The following is a 14,517-nucleotide window of genomic DNA, read 5'->3' as shown; positions in this document are numbered from 1 at the left end:
ATCGCAGCCCCCAGAGAACCGGCCCCCGCTCCCGCCACGGCAGAACACCAACGGCCCGGCCGCACGCCCCGGAACAGAGGGAGCGACCAGCCCCCACGAGGCAGACGACCTCCTCGCCAGTAGCGCCCCCGCGGAAAACCCGAGCCTCCGGTGCCGAACGGGCCTCCAAGCACCTCCCCGCGTGCCGCACAGTGATCTATGCCATAGGCGCACCGCAAGGGTTTCATCGCCGGGACAGCTGAAGTGTCCGGGTGACGCGGATCGTGATCACGGAACTCGCAAGTTGACGATGCACTTCATCGCCATGCTCGGCTTCGGAGTCGACGGGACCCCGGTTCGCTACAACGTCCCGCTCACGCTCCTGAGCCTGCTGGTGGCCATGACGGTGGTCGGGGCAGGCGTCTTCATCATCGGCTACGGGCGATCACGCTGGCGCTCGCTCCTGATGGGTGGTCTGGGCACCGGCCTCGGCGTCGGTGCCATGCACTACCTCGGAATGGCGGCACTCCGATTGCACGGCAGCGTCGGCTACAAGCTGCCGTTCGTCGTCCTCTCGATGGTCATCGCCGTCGCCGCGGCGACCGCCGCGCTGTGGGCCGCCATTGTGGTGCGCGGCCCCGCGGGAGCGACGCTCGCCTCGCTCGTCATGGGGCTCGCCGTGTCCAGCATGCACTACACCGGAATGGCCGCCGTGCGGATCGAACTCGCCCCGCAGGGGGGCGTACTGGACGGGGCCACGGCCACGCAGTTCATCTTCCCCCTCGCGGTGTTCCTCGGTTCGTTCCTCTTCCTCTCCTCGGCCTTCGTGGCTCTGTCGCCCACGGAGCGCGAGGCAGCCGAAAGCACCGACGCCACCGCGGCCGCACCGCCCGACGACGCCGCGGCACCGGCCGCCTGAGTCCAGCTGCCGCATTGCCCCGCCGCCCTGCCGTCCCCCGCCTCCCCCAATCTCACCGAAGACCCTCACCCCTGACAGCTCGAGGAACGGTCGGGCTCGGGGAGCAGGCCCTTGTCGTGATAGACGCGAATGGTCTTGATCGACACTCCGACGTACCTGGCCAGCTGCCCGATGGTGATCACCCTGCCATCGTCCCACTTGACCTTTCCCCAGGGGCAGGCTCGCACCATGGCGTCATGGCGAATACCAACATCAACCGGGAGACCTTGCGCGAGCTGGCCGATGAGGGAAACGAGACCGCTTTGGACCGGCTGGCCGACCTCGCCGACGCAGTCGGCGACCTGGGGGAGCTGAGCGAGCTGTTGGACGAGGGGTGCATGCGCGCCGGGTTCCTGCTCACTCGACGCGCGGTCGCGACCGGCGACCTACGTGAGCTGCAACGGATCTCCGACGCTGGTTACGAAGAGGCCGGGAACGAGCTGAACCGATTGCTGGACACACCGGCCGAAGGACATGGGGATTGAGGATCCGACCGGTCGCAGCGGCCGTCGAGCTCGGCCCGCGCACGGCGTGCTCGGGCCACGGAGTTGGGCACGGCCGAACCGGTGCGCGTGCGTGAGACAGACGATGCGGAAGGTCGGCGCCTGCTGCGGAATGTGGGGATGCGAAGGCACTCCCACTCGGCGGGCCGGGCGGGAGTGCCAGGGCGTGAAGGCGGACGAGTCGACCGGTACGCCGGTTCAGCTCCCGGGCGTGAGCTCGAGCGTGTCGAGCACTCCGTACACCCCGAGGAAGGCGATCGCCACACTGCTCATGACGAGGGCGGCGGTCAGCCAGGGATTGGCGCGGAAGCGGGGCGGGACACCGGTGTAGCGCAGGCGCCAGACCGCGACCACGACCGCGAGCAGGAAGATGCCACCGCCGATGCCGCCGATCTGCACCATCAGGACCGGGGACTGGACCCACAGGAAGATACACATCCACACCGGGGGCAGACAGCAGGTGAGGATGCGGATGGTGCGCGTGCGCGAGCGCATGTCGTGCCAGTCGACCACCCCGAGCAGCCCGAGGGTGTTGGTCCACAGGCGGGGAACGCTGGCCGACGAGGCGACGGTGACCGAGAAGAGGACGGCGATCGCGCCGCCCAGGAACAGGTACTCCGCCCAGGGGCCGAGCGTGTCGGTGTAGATGTGCGACAGCGTGGTGATCATGTCGTTGCCCTCGGGCACCAGGCCCTGCGGATGGAGCACCGAGGCACCGATCACGTAGAAGGACAGGGTGCAGATGGTGCACACGACCCAGGAGACGCCCACGTCGAGCCGCATGACCTTGAGCCAGCCCTCGGCCCGCCGGGCGCGCTGCTCGCTGCCGTCGTCGGGCCCGGTCCAGCGGGCGTAGCCCTTCTCCAGGCACCAGTAGGTGTACGTCGTCATCTCGTCGGCGCCGACACCGGTGATGCCGAACATGGCGAGCGCGATGCCGACCGTGCCGGCGGGGATCTGGAAGCTCAGCCCGTCGGCGAACTGCTCGGGGCCGTATCCGAAGGCGGTGAACGGCAGGGCGAGGGCCAGGCCGAAGGTGATGATCGTCTTGAGGGTGATGCCGATGATCTCGACCCGCTCGACGACGGGGTACTTGCCCGTCTGGAGGATGAGGATGGCGGCACCGGTCACGATGAGGGCCCAGATCGTCAGCGACGATGTGCTCAGCGACCCGCCGTGGATCGGCAGCAGGATCGAGCAGGCGGCCGCGGTGCCGCCGATGATGCCGCCGCGCTGGAACATCTTGGCGAAGTCCATGCCGATCCAGAGCCAGTTGATCCAGCTCAGCCGGCCGATCCGGGGGCCCACGTCGCGGAACCCGTCGAGCGCGGGCCGGCCGTTGAGGATGGTCCAGCGGGCCAGCTCCATCTGCACCCACACCTTGACCGCGGTCGAGACGATCACCAGCCACAGCAGGGCGAACCCGGCCTTCGCACCGAGCGAGGTGGTGGTGATCAGCTCACCGGAGCCGACGACGGCGGCGGACAGCACGAGCCCGGGGCCGAGGTGGCGCAGTCGGCCGCTGAAGGTCTCGGGGGCCGGGCGGGCGTCTTCGGCGCGCAGCGCGTACGGGTCGGTCTGCGCGGGTGGCGGCGCCGCCGTGGCGCCGTCGGTCGTGGTGGACATAGCGGGTCCTTAGAGGATCTTCCGGCGCCGTCGCCGGTATCCGGAATGGGGACAGGGGTCGGGTGGGGGGCGTGTCGTGGTGCGGTGTGCCGCCGCGTGCCGTGGTGCCGGTGCCACCGCATGTCGTGGGGCCGTGTGCCGCCGCGTGTCGCGGTGCGGTGTGCCCCGGCGTGTCGTGGGGCCGTGTGCGGTCCGCGTCTCAGCGCGCCGGGTGGTGCGGCTCCTCACCCGCCAGTACGCGGACGACGTCCTCGGCCACCATCGCGCCCATGGCCTGGTTGGCCTCGGGTGTGCAGGCAGCCATGTGCGAGGTGAGGACGGTGCGCGGGGCCTCGCGCAGCGGATGGCCGGCGGGCAGCGGCTCGGCGCTGAACGCGTCGAGGGCCGCGGCTCCGAGGTGCCCGGAGCCGAGCAGGTCGGCGAGCGCGCGTTCGTCGATGAGGCCGCCGCGCGCGGCGTTGACCAGGATCGCGCCCGGCTTCATCGCCGCCAGGCGGGAGCGGTCGAGCAGCGGGGTGCCGGACGGATCGGGCGGAGTGTGCAGGCTGACGGCGTCGGCGCGCGCCAGCAGGGCGTCGAGCGCGGTCGGTTCGGCGCCGTGCGCGCGGACGTCGGCCTCGGAGACGTACGGGTCGTGGGCGAGCAGGTCCATCCCGAAGGCTCGGGCGTAGCCCGCCAGCAGGCGGCCGATGCGGCCGAAGCCGACGATGCCCAGCGTCTTGCCGTGCAGTTCGGGGCCGAACAGCTTCGGCCAGCCGCCCGCCGCCACGGCGGTGTGCGAGGCGGTCAGGGAGCGGGCCGCGGACAGCAGCAGACCGAAGGTGTACTCCGCCACCGCACGCGAGTTGCTGCCCGGCGCGCACACCACCGGGATCGCGCGCGCGTGGGCGGCGGCCACGTCGATGGTGTCGACGCCGACACCGTGCTTGGCGATCACCTTGAGGCGGGGTGCGGCGTCCATCACCTCGGCGGTGATGGGGTCCATGCCGACGATCAGCGCATCGGCCTCGGCCGCGTGCGACAGGAGTTCGGCGGTGGGCAGCGCCGCGTCCTCGCGGGGGCGCAGGGGACCTGCTCCGCCCTCCTCCAGGATCTGCCAGGGGCGCGCCGAATGCCGGGCGAAGGTGGGTGTGGTGATGAGCGTGGTCGGCATCAGCGGGCCTCGCCGCGCGCCGCCCGGAGGTGGGACGTCGCGATCTGCTGGAGGTGCACGACGTCGGCCGCGACCGTCGCGAACGTGAAGCCCTCGGCGAGCCGGCGGGCGGCGCTCTCGCCGTCGGCGTTGTGGATGCCGGCCGCGATGCCCACCGCCTCGGCCGCCTTGCGGACGCGGGCGAGGGCCTGCTCGAACTCGTCCTGTACGGCGGGGTCGGTGGACGTCGCGCCGCCGATGGCCAGGCGCAGATCGGACGGGCCGACGTAGACGCCGTCCAGGCCGGGGGTCGCGCAGATCTCCTCGAGGTTGGCCAGGCCGTCGGCCGTCTCGATCATCGCGAGGACGGCGGTCTGGTCGTGGGTGTCGGCCGGGTTCGGGCCGATCCGGAGCTGGGCGCGCATCGGGCCGTACGAGCGGCGGCCCAGCGGCGGGTAGCGGACGGCGGCCACGGCGTCGGCGGCGTCCCGGGCGTTGTCGATCATCGGGACGATCACGGCGCTCGCGCCCGCGTCGAGCGCCTTGCCGATGTAGGTGAGGTCATTGGCCTCGACGCGCACCATGCCGACGGCGGTGCTGCCCTTGGTGTCGGTGGCGAGGAGGTTGTTCAGCATGCCCTGGTAGCCGAAGAGGCCGTGCTGGGCGTCGAAGGCCAGGTAGTCGTAGCCGACGCGGGCGAGGCGCTCGGCGGCGACGGGCGAATCGAGCAGGGACCAGTAGCCGATGAGCTGCTCACGATCGCGCAGTGCGGCGATGAACTGGGCGGAGGTGCGGCCGGTGGCCATGTGTGTCTCCCTTGCGGCGTTGCGAGGTGGGCGGCGGATCAGCGGTTGTAGGCGGGCATCGGGCCGCGCAGCCGGGCGCCGACCTCGTCGCAGGCGGTCAGGACGTCCGCGGGCAGCGGACCCGCGGACGCGGCCTCGATGTTGGCCTTCAGGTGCTCGACCTTGGAACCGCCGAGCAGCAGCGCGTCGGTGGAGGGCCGGGACAGCAGCCAGCGCAGGGCCAGGTCGGTCAGCGGCAGGCCCGCGTCGGAGGCGATGCGGGTGAGGTCGGCGACGGCCTGGAAGACCTCCTCGTTCCAGTACCGCTCGCGGTACATCGCGGCCACCTTGGAGTCGCCGAAGCGCCCGCCCTCCGGGACCTGGTCGAAGCGGTGGCGGCCGGTGAGCAGACCGCCGCCGAGCGGGTTGTAGACCACCGTGCGCAGTCCGGTAGTGGCGGCGAATTCGACGTACTCCTCCTCGACGCGGCGCGCGAGGAGGTTGTGGAGCTGCTGGGCGACGACGGGGCGGGGGGCGCCGACCTCGTCGGCCACGCGGTTCAGCTCGGCGATCTGCCAGGCGGCGAAGTTGGAGACGCCGAGGGCGAGGACCTTGCCCGCCCGTACGAACTCGGCGACGGTCGCCAGGGTCGCGCTGAGCGGTGTCGCGCGGTCCGGCTGGTGCAGATAGAAGAGGTCGACGTGGTCGGTGCCCAGGCGCCTGAGGCTCCCGTCGAGCGCGGCGCGCAGGCCCTCGGGCGAGAGCGGCGCGTGCTCGCCCTGGTCGGGGTGCGGGATGCCGGCCTTGGTGGCGAGGACCACCCGGTCACGGCGGCCCGGCAACAGCTCGGCGAGGATGCGCTCGCTCTCACCGCCCGCGTAGCCGTTGGCGGTGTCCACGCCGGTGATGCCCGCGTCGAGCGCGGCGTCCACCATCGCGGCGGCCGTCGCGCGGTCGGCGGTGTCGCCGAAGGTCATCGTCCCGAGGACGAGCGGGGACAACGGGACGGGCACATGCGGGAGTGCGAGACCGACGGTCACGGGCGGGTTCCTTCCGAGGCGGGTGCTGCGGGTGGTGCGGGTGAGACGGGTGGTGCGGTCGTACTCGTAGGCGATCACATGCGTGATGTGCGCATCGCACATTGGGCCGTGGGTGGCTCTGTGGTCCGTGGTCCCGGCCGGTCACGGCGGCGACACGGTCCATGGGTGACGGCCGTCGGCGCCATGGGAACGCTCGCACGGTTGCGTAAATCACGCAAGATGTATCGCGCAGTTCACGCAGCTTATGCCATGATCCTGACTGGGCCCGGCCCGTGTCGTCCACCGACGGTGCCGGGTACTCGCCGCCGCGCCGCGGCCCCGTCCGGCTGCCACCACGGCGGCCGCCCGAACCTCACCGTCCACCTCCTGCCGCCCGCCCCGCCTCCCGCCTCCCGCCTAGGAGTTGTTCACATGCCCACCCCCCTCCCCCTCATCGCCGTCACCATGGGCGACGGTGCCGGTATCGGCCCCGAGGTCGTCGTCGCGGCCCTGCTCGACGACGCCGTCCTGACCCGCTGCCGCCCCGTCGTCATCGGTGACGCGCGTCGGCTGCGCGAGGCCGCCCGCATCCTCGGCCTGGACTGCGAGATCGCCGCCGTCGACCATCCGCGCGACGCGGAGTTCACACCCGGCCGCGTCAACGTGGTCGACCTCGGGCTGCTCCCCGCCGATCTGTCCTGGGGGAAGCTGTCGCGGTTCGCGGGGGACGCCGCGTACGCGTACATCAGGCGCGCCGCCGAACTCGCCGTGGCGGGCGAGGTGCACGCCATCTGCACCGCACCGCTCAACAAGGAGGCCCTGCACGCCGCGGGCCACCTCTACCCCGGCCACACCGAACTCCTCGCCCATCTGACCGGGACCGAGGAGGTCTCGATGATGCTCTCCACCGAGAAGGTGAAGGTCATCCACGTCACCACGCACATCGGTCTGATCGACGCCGTCCACCGCATCGAGCCCGGCCTCGTCGAGCGCACCGTGCGCCGCGGCCACGAGGCGATGGTCCGCGCCGGCACCCCGAACCCGGTCATCGGCGTCTGCGGCATCAACCCGCACGCGGGCGAGAACGGCCTGTTCGGCTACGGCGAGGAGGACGAGAAGATCGTTCCGGCCCTGGAGAAGCTGCGCGCCGACGGCGTCGACGCCCGGGGTCCGCTCCCCGCCGACACCGCCTTCTTCCTCGCGTCGCGCGGCGACTACGACCTGATCGTGGCGATGTACCACGATCAGGGCCACGGTCCGGTCAAGGTCCTGGGCATCGAGGCGGGTGTCAACCTCACCGTGGGCCTGCCCGTCATCCGTACCTCCGTCGACCACGGCACCGCCTTCGACATCGCCGGAACGGGCACGGCGGAAGCGGGCAGCATGGTCGAGGCGCTGCGCCAGGCGGCCGGGATGGCCACGGTGCCGGTCACCCCGGCGGGCTGAACCGCCGCCTCCGGCAGGGGGACGGGTCGGACGTGGTCGTCTCCCCCGGTTGTCAGGCCTGCACGGTGGGCCGGACGACCACCTCGCTGATGTCGATGCCGGCGGGCTGCTCGATCGCGGACGCGATGGCGGAGGGCGGGATGGCGATCTCGTCGCGCTGCCGGGTCGCCGCCGCCGCTGCCTCGGGACTCGCCCCCTTGCCCACGCCCTCGGTGTTGGTGAATCCGGGTGAGACCAGAGTGCCGCGCAGATCGGGTCCCGACTCCTGCCGCAGCCCCTCGGTCAGCACCTTCACCGCCGTCTTGGTGGCCGCGTAGACGGCCTGCGGGGATTTCACGACGTAGGCCGCGGTGGAGGCGATGTTGACGAACTGGCCGGAGCGCTGCCGCCGGAACACGGGAAGTGCCGCCCCGATACCGTTCAGCAGGCCGGTGATATGCGTCGCGACCATCGCGTCCCAGTCGTCCTGGCGCAGTTCGTCGAACGGTGACACCACCATCGTGCCGGCGTTGGAGACCAGGACATCGAGTCGGCCGAACCGGTCGACCGCCACATCCGTCAGCCGCTTGAGGTCCTCGCGGCGCGTCACGTCGATGACGGCCCCGACGGCCGAGCCGCCCCGCGCCGTGATCCGGTCCACCACCGCGTACAACCGGTCTTCCCGCCGGGCCCCGAGCACGAGCCGGGCGCCCTCTCGGCGAGGTAGGTGGCCGTCGCCGCTCCGATGCCGCTCCTGGCACCTGTGATCGCTACGACCTTGCCTTCGACACCTGACATGGCCAATGTCCTTCCAAGGGGATATACGCAGGTCAGACCAGGACCTACAGGGGAACTGGGGACGCCCCCGGTTACCTGGACTACGTCACCGCGAAATTCGGCATGGCCGACGCCCTGCGTGCCATCGCCGCCGCGGGAAACAACCCCTACGGCCACAGCCGGGACATGATCCAGGCCGCCATCACCGCCCTGATGGACGCGTGTGCGGCCGCCGGGACGATTCGCACCGACATCAGCCCCACCGACATGGGCGCCGCCCTCGAAGGCATCGCCCTCACTTCACCCGGACCCGAACACCGGGAACGGGCCGAACGCCTCCTCGACCTCACCCTGGACGGTCTGAAGGCTCCCTGCGCGACGCGGTGAGCGGGCCGGGCGACCGGGGCTGGTGGAAGGGCGGGCGCTTCCGGTCCGGAAGCGCCCGTGGTGCGGTCATGTCAGCACGTGTTGTCGGCACGCCAGGTGACCTTGTGCACGGTCGTCGGGTTGTAGAAGAACTGCCTGCTCGCCTTGTCTCTCGTGACGCACACCGTGCCGTCCACCGGGACGGTCCCGTCGTTCATATAGGTGGTGTACTCCACGTCGACGGCGCGGGACCCCGTGTTCTGGAACACGAGCCCGTCGGCGTCTCCGGACCAGTCGCCACTGGTCACCAGGACCGGGGTTTCGACGGGTGTGGGGTAGGACGCGAAGGTGGGCCACAGGCAGAAGTTGCCGTCCGGGCAGGCACTGCGGCCGACGGCCGACGCGCTGGGCGCGGTGGCGGCGATGCCCGCGAAGGCGGCGGATAAGACCACGAGAGTGAGGGAGCGCTTGCGCATGACGCTGTCCTTTCGTCGGTGTGTCACGGGGGACGGGCCCGCCGCTCTCGATGAACGACCGGGCGAGTGGCAAGTGGCCGGCGCGGCGGGCGCCGTGGGGAAGGACATGAGTTCGGAAACGACGGTGACCCTATCGAGGGGCTGCGTCGGAAGTCGACACCGCGTTCTTCCCCGAGGAGGGGTGCCGCCGACCGGACCGCGGCGGCCGCGACACCTTTCGATGCGGGTGCAGTTCGATGGTGAGTGAGGCGGCGGTGAAGACGGAGGAGTAGGTGCCGACCGCCAGTCCGATGAGCAGGGCGAGGGCGAAGTCGGCGAGGGTGTCGTCGGCGAGGACGGCGAGGGCGGTGAGGATGAATGCCGCACCCATGCCGGTGTTGACGGTACGGGGCAGGGTCTGCAAGATCGCCCGGTTGGTCAGGCGGGGAAGCGGTGTGGCGCGGTCGCGGCCGAGCAGTTCGCGGACGCGGTCGAAGAGGACGACGGAGTCGTTGACCGAGTAGCCGATGACGGTCAGCAGGGCGGCCAGGAAAACCCCGTCGATGGGCTTGCCCAGCCAGGCGAAGGCGCCGATGAGGATCACCACGTCGTGGGCGAGCGCGGCGACGGCCGCCGTCCCGAAGAACCAGCGGAAGCGGACCGCGAGATAGAGCAGTTGGGCGCCCAGTGCGAGGGAGAGCGCGATGAGGGCGTTGCGGCGCAGTTCGTCGCCCATGCTGGGGCCGATCAACTCGTCACGGACCTTCTTCGTCTCACCGCCGAGGGTGCTGACGGTTTCGGTGACGGTGGCCTCGTCGGTGTTGGTCAGGTTCTCCGCGCGCACCGTGAGCCCGGTGTCGCCGGAGGACTGCACGACCGCGCGGGGGAATCCGGCGTCGGTGAGGGCGGTGCGGGCCCGGTCGGGGTCGACGGGCGTGCTGGTGGCGTACTCGATCAGCCGGCCGCCGGTGAACTCGATGCCGAAGTCCAGGCCGCGCACGAGGATGCCGGACGCGGCCAGGACGGCGAGTGCGGCGGAGGCGGCCAGCCAGCGGCGGGGACGGCGCAGCAGGAACGGGTCGCGGCGCAGCAGCCGATCGCGGACCCAGCCGGTGCTCGCGATGCCGGTGACGCGGGGCCGGCGGAAGACCGCGGGGCGGCCCACCGCGTACTCGGCGAGCACCCGGCTGATCACGAGGGCGCTGACCATCGAGGCGAGGACGCCGATGGCGAGGGTGATGCCGAAGCCGCGTACCGGGCCGGAGGCGAAGGCGAACATGAGGCCCGCGGCGATCAGTGTCGTGACGTTGGAGTCGGCGATCGCGCTGAGGGCGCCGCGGAACCCGGCCGTCAGCGCCGAGCGGGGGCTGGGGCGGCTGCGGGCCGCGTACTCTTCGCGGGCCCGCTCGAAGACCAGGACGTTGGCGTCCACGGCCATGCCGATCGCCAGGACGAACCCGGCGAGGCCCGGCAGGGTCAACGTGGCGCCGAGCGCGGCCAGGGCGGCGTAGGAGATGAGGCCGTAGCAGGCCAGCGCCACGGTCGCGAGCAGGCCCAGGAGCCGGTAGACGGCGATGACGAACAGTGCGGTCAGTGCGGTGCCGATGACGGCGGCCCGGGCCGCGGCCTCGATCGCCGCATCGCCGAGCGTGGCGCCGACGGTGCGCTGTTCGACGGTCTCGACCGGTACGGGCAGTGCGCCGCCGGAGATGAGCAGGGCCAGCTCGCGGGCTTCGGAGTCGTCGAAGGAGCCGGTGATCTGGGTGGTGCCGCCCAGGATGCCGGTCCCGCACGATACGGAGGGGTCGACCTGCGGCGCGGAGATGATCTTGTTGTCGAGGACGATGGCGACCCGGCGCTGTGGGTCGCCGGCCGGGTGACAGGCGGCCCGTGCGGTGACCTGCCGCCATCGGTCCTGGCCAGTCTCGGAGAAGTCGACCGCGACATGCCAGCCGGCGCCGCCCTGCTGGTCGAAGCGGGCGTCGGCGCCTTCGACGTCCCGTCCGGTCAGATCGGCGGCACGCAGTCGCAGCGGCTGTCCGGACTCGTCCGGCAGAACGCGCTCCTTGGCCGGATCGGCCGGCGGGGAGGCGGCGCGGTCAGCGGTCCCGGCCGGGCCGAGAACCGCGTGAACGGTGAGCTGCGCGGTGCGGCCCAGCACATCGGCGGCCTTCTTCGGGTCGGACACACCGGGCAGCTCGACGAGGATACGGTGGTCGCCGGAGCGGACGAGGGTCGGTTCGGCGACGCCGAGCGCGTCGATGCGGCCGCGCAGCACCTCCACCGTGCGGTCGGTGGCCGCCCCGTCGGCGTCGGCGGTGGGGGTGGAGCGGGTTTCCAGCGTGATCTGGGTACCGCCGCGCAAGTCGAGGCCGAGGCGGACCGGCGTGGTGAGGGCGATGGCCAGCGATCCGGCGATCACGGCGAGGGCGAGCAGCGCACGCATGCGCAGGGACTTTTGACGTTTGTTCCGCTTGTTCCACATGTTGCGGCGCATCAACACGAGCCTCCGGCAGGCACGTCGCGGCAGCGGCACGCGCGGCCGCGACGGAAGAAAGGGTGATGGGTGGCGTCAGTTACCCGCGGCCGCCGGAGGGGCCCGGCCGCGGTCGTGGGCCGATCGGCCGGGAGAGACGGGTACGCATACCGAAGGCGCCGAAGTACGTGGCGCGACAGCCGGATCGGCATCCGTATCGCGGGGGTCGGTGGCGTGGTGATCCGGTGGGCACGGGCGCTCACCGAGGTGGTCGTGGCGGACCCTGGCCTGGGCCGCGCATCCGGCGGCGCACGGGTCATCCGCGCGGGGACCGGTGTCCGGGCGCTCGGCGCCCGTGGCCGCCGGGGCCGGATGGGCCACCGCGGCCGGTTGGGGCACCGGGCCGGAAACGGCCCGCGGGGTATCGGCGGGAATCAGCGCCAGCAGGACGGCGAGGAGCGCGATGAGCGTTCCCGCGAGCCGGTGACCGGCGGCCGGGATGGTGCGGGGTGCTGGGCGCATGCACCGTCCCTTCCTGCTGAGTGCTCGATGTCCCGCCGGGTGCTCGACGCGGGGTGGGCGTCAGGGTTCGATGAGACCGGCGCGGATGGCGTAGCGGGTCAGCTCCAGCCGGTCGTGCAGACCGAGTTTGTGCAGGAGGTTGGCCCGGTGGCGGTGCACGGTCTTGACGCTGATGAACAGGATCTCGGCGATCTCCTTGGAGGAGTGCCCCTCGGCGACGAGTTTGAGGACCTCCTCCTCGCGGGGGGTGAGGAGCTGGTCGGGGTCTTCCTCGCCGTGGCGGACGCGGTCCAGATAGTTGCGGATCAGGGCGGTGACCGCGCCGGGGTAGAGGAACGGCTCGTTGCGCATCGCGGCGCGGCAGGCGGCGACCAGATCGCGGTCGGCGACCGACTTCAGCACATAGCCGCAGGCCCCGGCCTTGAGCGCCTGGAACAGGTATTGCTCGTTGTCGTGCATCGTCAGCATCAGGATGCGCAGGCCCGGCTTGAGCGCCACCAGCTCGCGGGTGGCCTGGAGGCCGGTCAGGCGCGGCATGGCGATGTCGAGCACGGCCAGGTCGATCTCCTGGCTCCGGGCCGCCTCGATGGCCTCGGCGCCGTCCCCGGCCTCGGCGACGACCTCCAGGTCCGGTTCCCTGTCGAGGATCAGGCGTACGCCACGGCGTACGAGAGCGTGGTCGTCGGCGAGCAGGATGCGGGTCGGCGTCGCGGTCGTGGGAGAGGTCGTGGGAGAGGTCGTGGGAGACGGTGCCGAGTCCGTGCTGGGTCCGGGCGGGGTCGGATCGGACATGGTCAGAGCTGCTTCCTGGGTGCGGGTGTGATGAGGCGGATCCGGGTGCCGGTACCGGGCGTCGAGGTGATGTCCAAGGTGGCCCCGGCGAGCAGGGCCCGTTCGCGCATGCCGCGGATCCCGGCGCCTTCGCAGGCGGCCTCGATACCGCGGCCGTCGTCGGCGATCTCCAGCGCCACCGCCTCGCCGACGCGGTGCAGGCTCACCTCGACCTGCCGTGCGTCCGCATGGCGGGCCGCGTTGGTCAGGCTCTCCTGAGCCACCCGGTACAGCACGAGCTCGCTCTCCTGGTCGAGGGTGGGCAGGTCGGCGTCGAGGCGGCGCACGACACGCAGCCCGGTGTGGGTGGCGAAGTCCTGCGTGAGCGAGGTCAGCGCGCTGACCAGGCCCAGGTCGTCCAGGACACCGGGCCGCAGGCGGCGCACCAGTCGGCGCACCTCGTCCAGGCTCTCCCGGGTGATCTCCTGGGCCTGCGAGAGATCCTCGCGCAGCGGCTCGGGGGCGTCGTCCGCGGCGCGCTTGAGCACCAGCAGGATCGCGGTCATGCTCTGCCCGACCTCGTCGTGCAGTTCCTGGGCGATGCGGCGGCGCTCCGCCTCCTGGGCGAGCAGTACGCGGGCGCTGGACGTGGCGCGTTCGTGCTCCAGCCGGTCGAGCATGGCGTTGAAGGTGCGGATCAGCTCGGACACCTCGCTGCCGCCGCCGGCACCGGGCACGGGCAGCCGCTGGCCCGGGCGCAGCAGGTCGACGGTGGTCATCAGCCTGGTCAGCCGGTCCAGCGGGGCCAGGCCCCAGCGCAGCAGGGTGCCGTTGGCGACCAGCATGACGGCGAGACCGCCGACCAGGATGATCGCCTCGGTCAGCAGCACCGGCACGGATACGGTCACCGGCGCCCACAGCAGCAGCGCCGTGGCGGTGCCCAGCACCAGGGCGTTGAGCCCGAAGATCCGCCAGAACAGCGACACCTGGGACACTCCTCCTTCCGCGCTCCGGGTGTGATCATCTCTACTGTCGCTCATCGCCCCGGGCGGAGTCGCGGCGACTGATCACGACCGAGCCTGACACAGCCTGCCTCCCGCGCCGCGCACGGTCGATGGGGTCCGTTCCCCATATCCGAGGTCATCGGGTACCCATGCGCCGTCCCCCGCCACCGCCCCGTGGTCACCGCTGTCCCGGGCAAATGGGGTCCGCGCCCGATGGGCTTCCGACGCCGAGTCGAGCAGAGTCGAAGAAGATCGAGCCGTCCGGTACGGCCGGTGCTCGCGGTCGTGGAGACCGCGGCCGGTGCGACCGGGCGGCCGCTGCCGCGCGTAGCGCGCCTTTCGAGAAAGGACCTCACCGTGCCGCTCGACACCGCCCAGACCGGTCCCCGCCCCGGGCGACTGACCTCTCATGAGGCCCGCCAGCGCCTGGAACACGCCCGCAACAGCCGCCTGGCCCAGCTGCGCGCCCTCGACGAGGGCATGCAGAGCACGGACGCCCATCTGGTGTCCGCGCAGACGGAGGCGATCCAGCAGGTGCTGACCGAGATCGACGAGGCGTTCGCCCGCGTCGACGACGGCGCCTACGGCACCTGCCAGGGCTGCGCCAAGCCCATCCCCGCCGAACGCCTGGAGATCCTCCCCTACACCCGGTACTGCGTCGCCTGCCAGGGCCGCGCCACCGCCTGACCCGCCCCATCCGACCCGTCTTCGTCTCCGCC

12 protein-coding genes and 3 pseudogenes are annotated in these 14,517 nt (G+C 71.7%); 5 read left to right on the top strand and 10 right to left on the bottom strand.

The window, feature by feature from the left end; genetic code table 11:
- Positions 1-271: 271 nt before the first annotated feature.
- Positions 272-898 (top strand): annotated as a pseudogene (locus tag ACJX2R_RS47570) (MHYT domain-containing protein); the annotation flags it as partial.
- Positions 899-963: 65 nt separating this feature from the next.
- Here ACJX2R_RS47570 and ACJX2R_RS47565 read toward each other — a convergent pair.
- A complete protein-coding gene (locus ACJX2R_RS47565; protein WP_413105215.1) occupies positions 964-1,128 on the bottom strand; it encodes a MerR family DNA-binding transcriptional regulator in 165 nt (54 codons plus the stop codon).
- Between the two features lie 6 nt (positions 1,129-1,134).
- Between ACJX2R_RS47565 and ACJX2R_RS47560 the strand changes: the two genes are divergently transcribed.
- Positions 1,135-1,422, top strand: coding sequence for a hypothetical protein (locus ACJX2R_RS47560; protein WP_413105214.1), 288 nt, complete (start codon positions 1,135-1,137; stop codon positions 1,420-1,422).
- Between the two features lie 216 nt (positions 1,423-1,638).
- On the opposite strand, the gene ACJX2R_RS47555 is transcribed toward ACJX2R_RS47560, so the two are convergent.
- From ACJX2R_RS47555 to ACJX2R_RS47540, 4 genes are all read right to left on the bottom strand, one after another.
- Positions 1,639-3,066, bottom strand: a complete 1,428-nt coding sequence (locus tag ACJX2R_RS47555; RefSeq protein ID WP_413105213.1) for an Nramp family divalent metal transporter — start codon at positions 3,064-3,066, stop codon at positions 1,639-1,641.
- Positions 3,067-3,265: 199 nt separating this feature from the next.
- The gene (locus tag ACJX2R_RS47550) at positions 3,266-4,219 is read right to left on the bottom strand and encodes a phosphoglycerate dehydrogenase (RefSeq protein ID WP_413105212.1); all 954 of its coding nucleotides are present in this window, start codon (positions 4,217-4,219) and stop codon (positions 3,266-3,268) included.
- Entirely contained in the window at positions 4,219-5,004 is a 786-nt protein-coding gene (locus tag ACJX2R_RS47545) for an HpcH/HpaI aldolase family protein (protein ID WP_413105211.1), read from the bottom strand. The genes ACJX2R_RS47550 and ACJX2R_RS47545 overlap by 1 nt, the downstream gene beginning before the upstream one ends.
- A 38-nt stretch (positions 5,005-5,042) precedes the next feature.
- Positions 5,043-6,023 carry an aldo/keto reductase gene (locus ACJX2R_RS47540; RefSeq protein ID WP_413106135.1) on the bottom strand — a complete coding sequence of 327 codons (981 nt, stop codon included), beginning with the start codon at positions 6,021-6,023 and terminating at the stop codon, positions 5,043-5,045.
- Between the two features lie 411 nt (positions 6,024-6,434).
- Here ACJX2R_RS47540 and pdxA point away from each other — a divergent pair, with 411 nt between their 5' ends.
- Complete coding sequence (pdxA, locus tag ACJX2R_RS47535; protein ID WP_413105210.1) at positions 6,435-7,448, top strand: 4-hydroxythreonine-4-phosphate dehydrogenase PdxA; 1,014 nt, start codon at positions 6,435-6,437, stop codon at positions 7,446-7,448.
- A 52-nt stretch (positions 7,449-7,500) separates the two neighbouring features.
- On the opposite strand, the pseudogene ACJX2R_RS47530 reads toward pdxA, so the two are convergent.
- Positions 7,501-8,225 (bottom strand): annotated as a pseudogene (locus ACJX2R_RS47530) (SDR family oxidoreductase).
- Between the two features lie 72 nt (positions 8,226-8,297).
- Here ACJX2R_RS47530 and ACJX2R_RS47525 point away from each other — a divergent pair.
- A pseudogene (locus ACJX2R_RS47525) lies at positions 8,298-8,591 on the top strand (TetR/AcrR family transcriptional regulator); the annotation flags it as partial.
- A 71-nt stretch (positions 8,592-8,662) separates the two neighbouring features.
- Here ACJX2R_RS47525 and ACJX2R_RS47520 read toward each other — a convergent pair.
- The 4 genes from ACJX2R_RS47520 to ACJX2R_RS47505 all read right to left on the bottom strand — a co-directional run bounded on the left by ACJX2R_RS47520 (position 8,663) and on the right by ACJX2R_RS47505 (position 13,780).
- Positions 8,663-9,046 carry a hypothetical protein gene (locus ACJX2R_RS47520; protein ID WP_413105209.1) on the bottom strand — a complete coding sequence of 128 codons (384 nt, stop codon included), beginning with the start codon at positions 9,044-9,046 and terminating at the stop codon, positions 8,663-8,665.
- 130 nt (positions 9,047-9,176) lie between these two features.
- Complete coding sequence (secD, locus tag ACJX2R_RS47515; RefSeq protein WP_413105208.1) at positions 9,177-11,522, bottom strand: protein translocase subunit SecD; 2,346 nt, start codon at positions 11,520-11,522, stop codon at positions 9,177-9,179.
- A gap of 561 nt (positions 11,523-12,083) precedes the next feature.
- Positions 12,084-12,815, bottom strand: a complete 732-nt coding sequence (locus ACJX2R_RS47510) for a response regulator (protein ID WP_413105207.1) — start codon at positions 12,813-12,815, stop codon at positions 12,084-12,086.
- Positions 12,816-12,817: 2 nt separating this feature from the next.
- Positions 12,818-13,780 (bottom strand): HAMP domain-containing sensor histidine kinase, encoded by a 963-nt coding sequence (locus ACJX2R_RS47505; protein ID WP_413106134.1) that lies wholly within the window; start codon positions 13,778-13,780, stop codon positions 12,818-12,820.
- 375 nt (positions 13,781-14,155) lie between these two features.
- Here ACJX2R_RS47505 and ACJX2R_RS47500 point away from each other — a divergent pair, with 375 nt between their 5' ends.
- Entirely contained in the window at positions 14,156-14,485 is a 330-nt protein-coding gene (locus ACJX2R_RS47500; protein ID WP_413105206.1) for a TraR/DksA family transcriptional regulator, read from the top strand.
- The last annotated feature ends 32 nt before the right edge of the window (positions 14,486-14,517 follow it).

It is taken from the genome of Streptomyces sp. Inha503, from assembly GCF_047215865.1.
Lineage (GTDB): Bacteria > Actinomycetota > Actinomycetes > Streptomycetales > Streptomycetaceae > Streptomyces > Streptomyces lycopersici.
The sequence above is the reverse complement of the archived record's forward strand: the minus strand, read 5'-3'. Positions and strand labels throughout refer to the sequence as shown.

What these genes read in the sequence shown, in the direction of transcription:
- ACJX2R_RS47560 (WP_413105214.1), top strand. Translation starts at nt 1,135, where the DNA reads ATGGCGAATACCAACATCAACCGGGAGACCTTGCGCGAGCTGGCCGAT.
- ACJX2R_RS47555 (WP_413105213.1), bottom strand. Translation starts at nt 3,066, where the DNA reads ATGTCCACCACGACCGACGGCGCCACGGCGGCGCCGCCACCCGCGCAG.
- ACJX2R_RS47565 (WP_413105215.1), bottom strand. Translation starts at nt 1,128, where the DNA reads ATGGTGCGAGCCTGCCCCTGGGGAAAGGTCAAGTGGGACGATGGCAGG.
- ACJX2R_RS47520 (WP_413105209.1), bottom strand. Translation starts at nt 9,046, where the DNA reads ATGCGCAAGCGCTCCCTCACTCTCGTGGTCTTATCCGCCGCCTTCGCG.
- pdxA (WP_413105210.1), top strand. Translation starts at nt 6,435, where the DNA reads ATGCCCACCCCCCTCCCCCTCATCGCCGTCACCATGGGCGACGGTGCC.
- secD (WP_413105208.1), bottom strand. Translation starts at nt 11,522, where the DNA reads ATGCGCCGCAACATGTGGAACAAGCGGAACAAACGTCAAAAGTCCCTG.
- ACJX2R_RS47510 (WP_413105207.1), bottom strand. Translation starts at nt 12,815, where the DNA reads ATGTCCGATCCGACCCCGCCCGGACCCAGCACGGACTCGGCACCGTCT.
- ACJX2R_RS47545 (WP_413105211.1), bottom strand. Translation starts at nt 5,004, where the DNA reads ATGGCCACCGGCCGCACCTCCGCCCAGTTCATCGCCGCACTGCGCGAT.
- ACJX2R_RS47550 (WP_413105212.1), bottom strand. Translation starts at nt 4,219, where the DNA reads ATGCCGACCACGCTCATCACCACACCCACCTTCGCCCGGCATTCGGCG.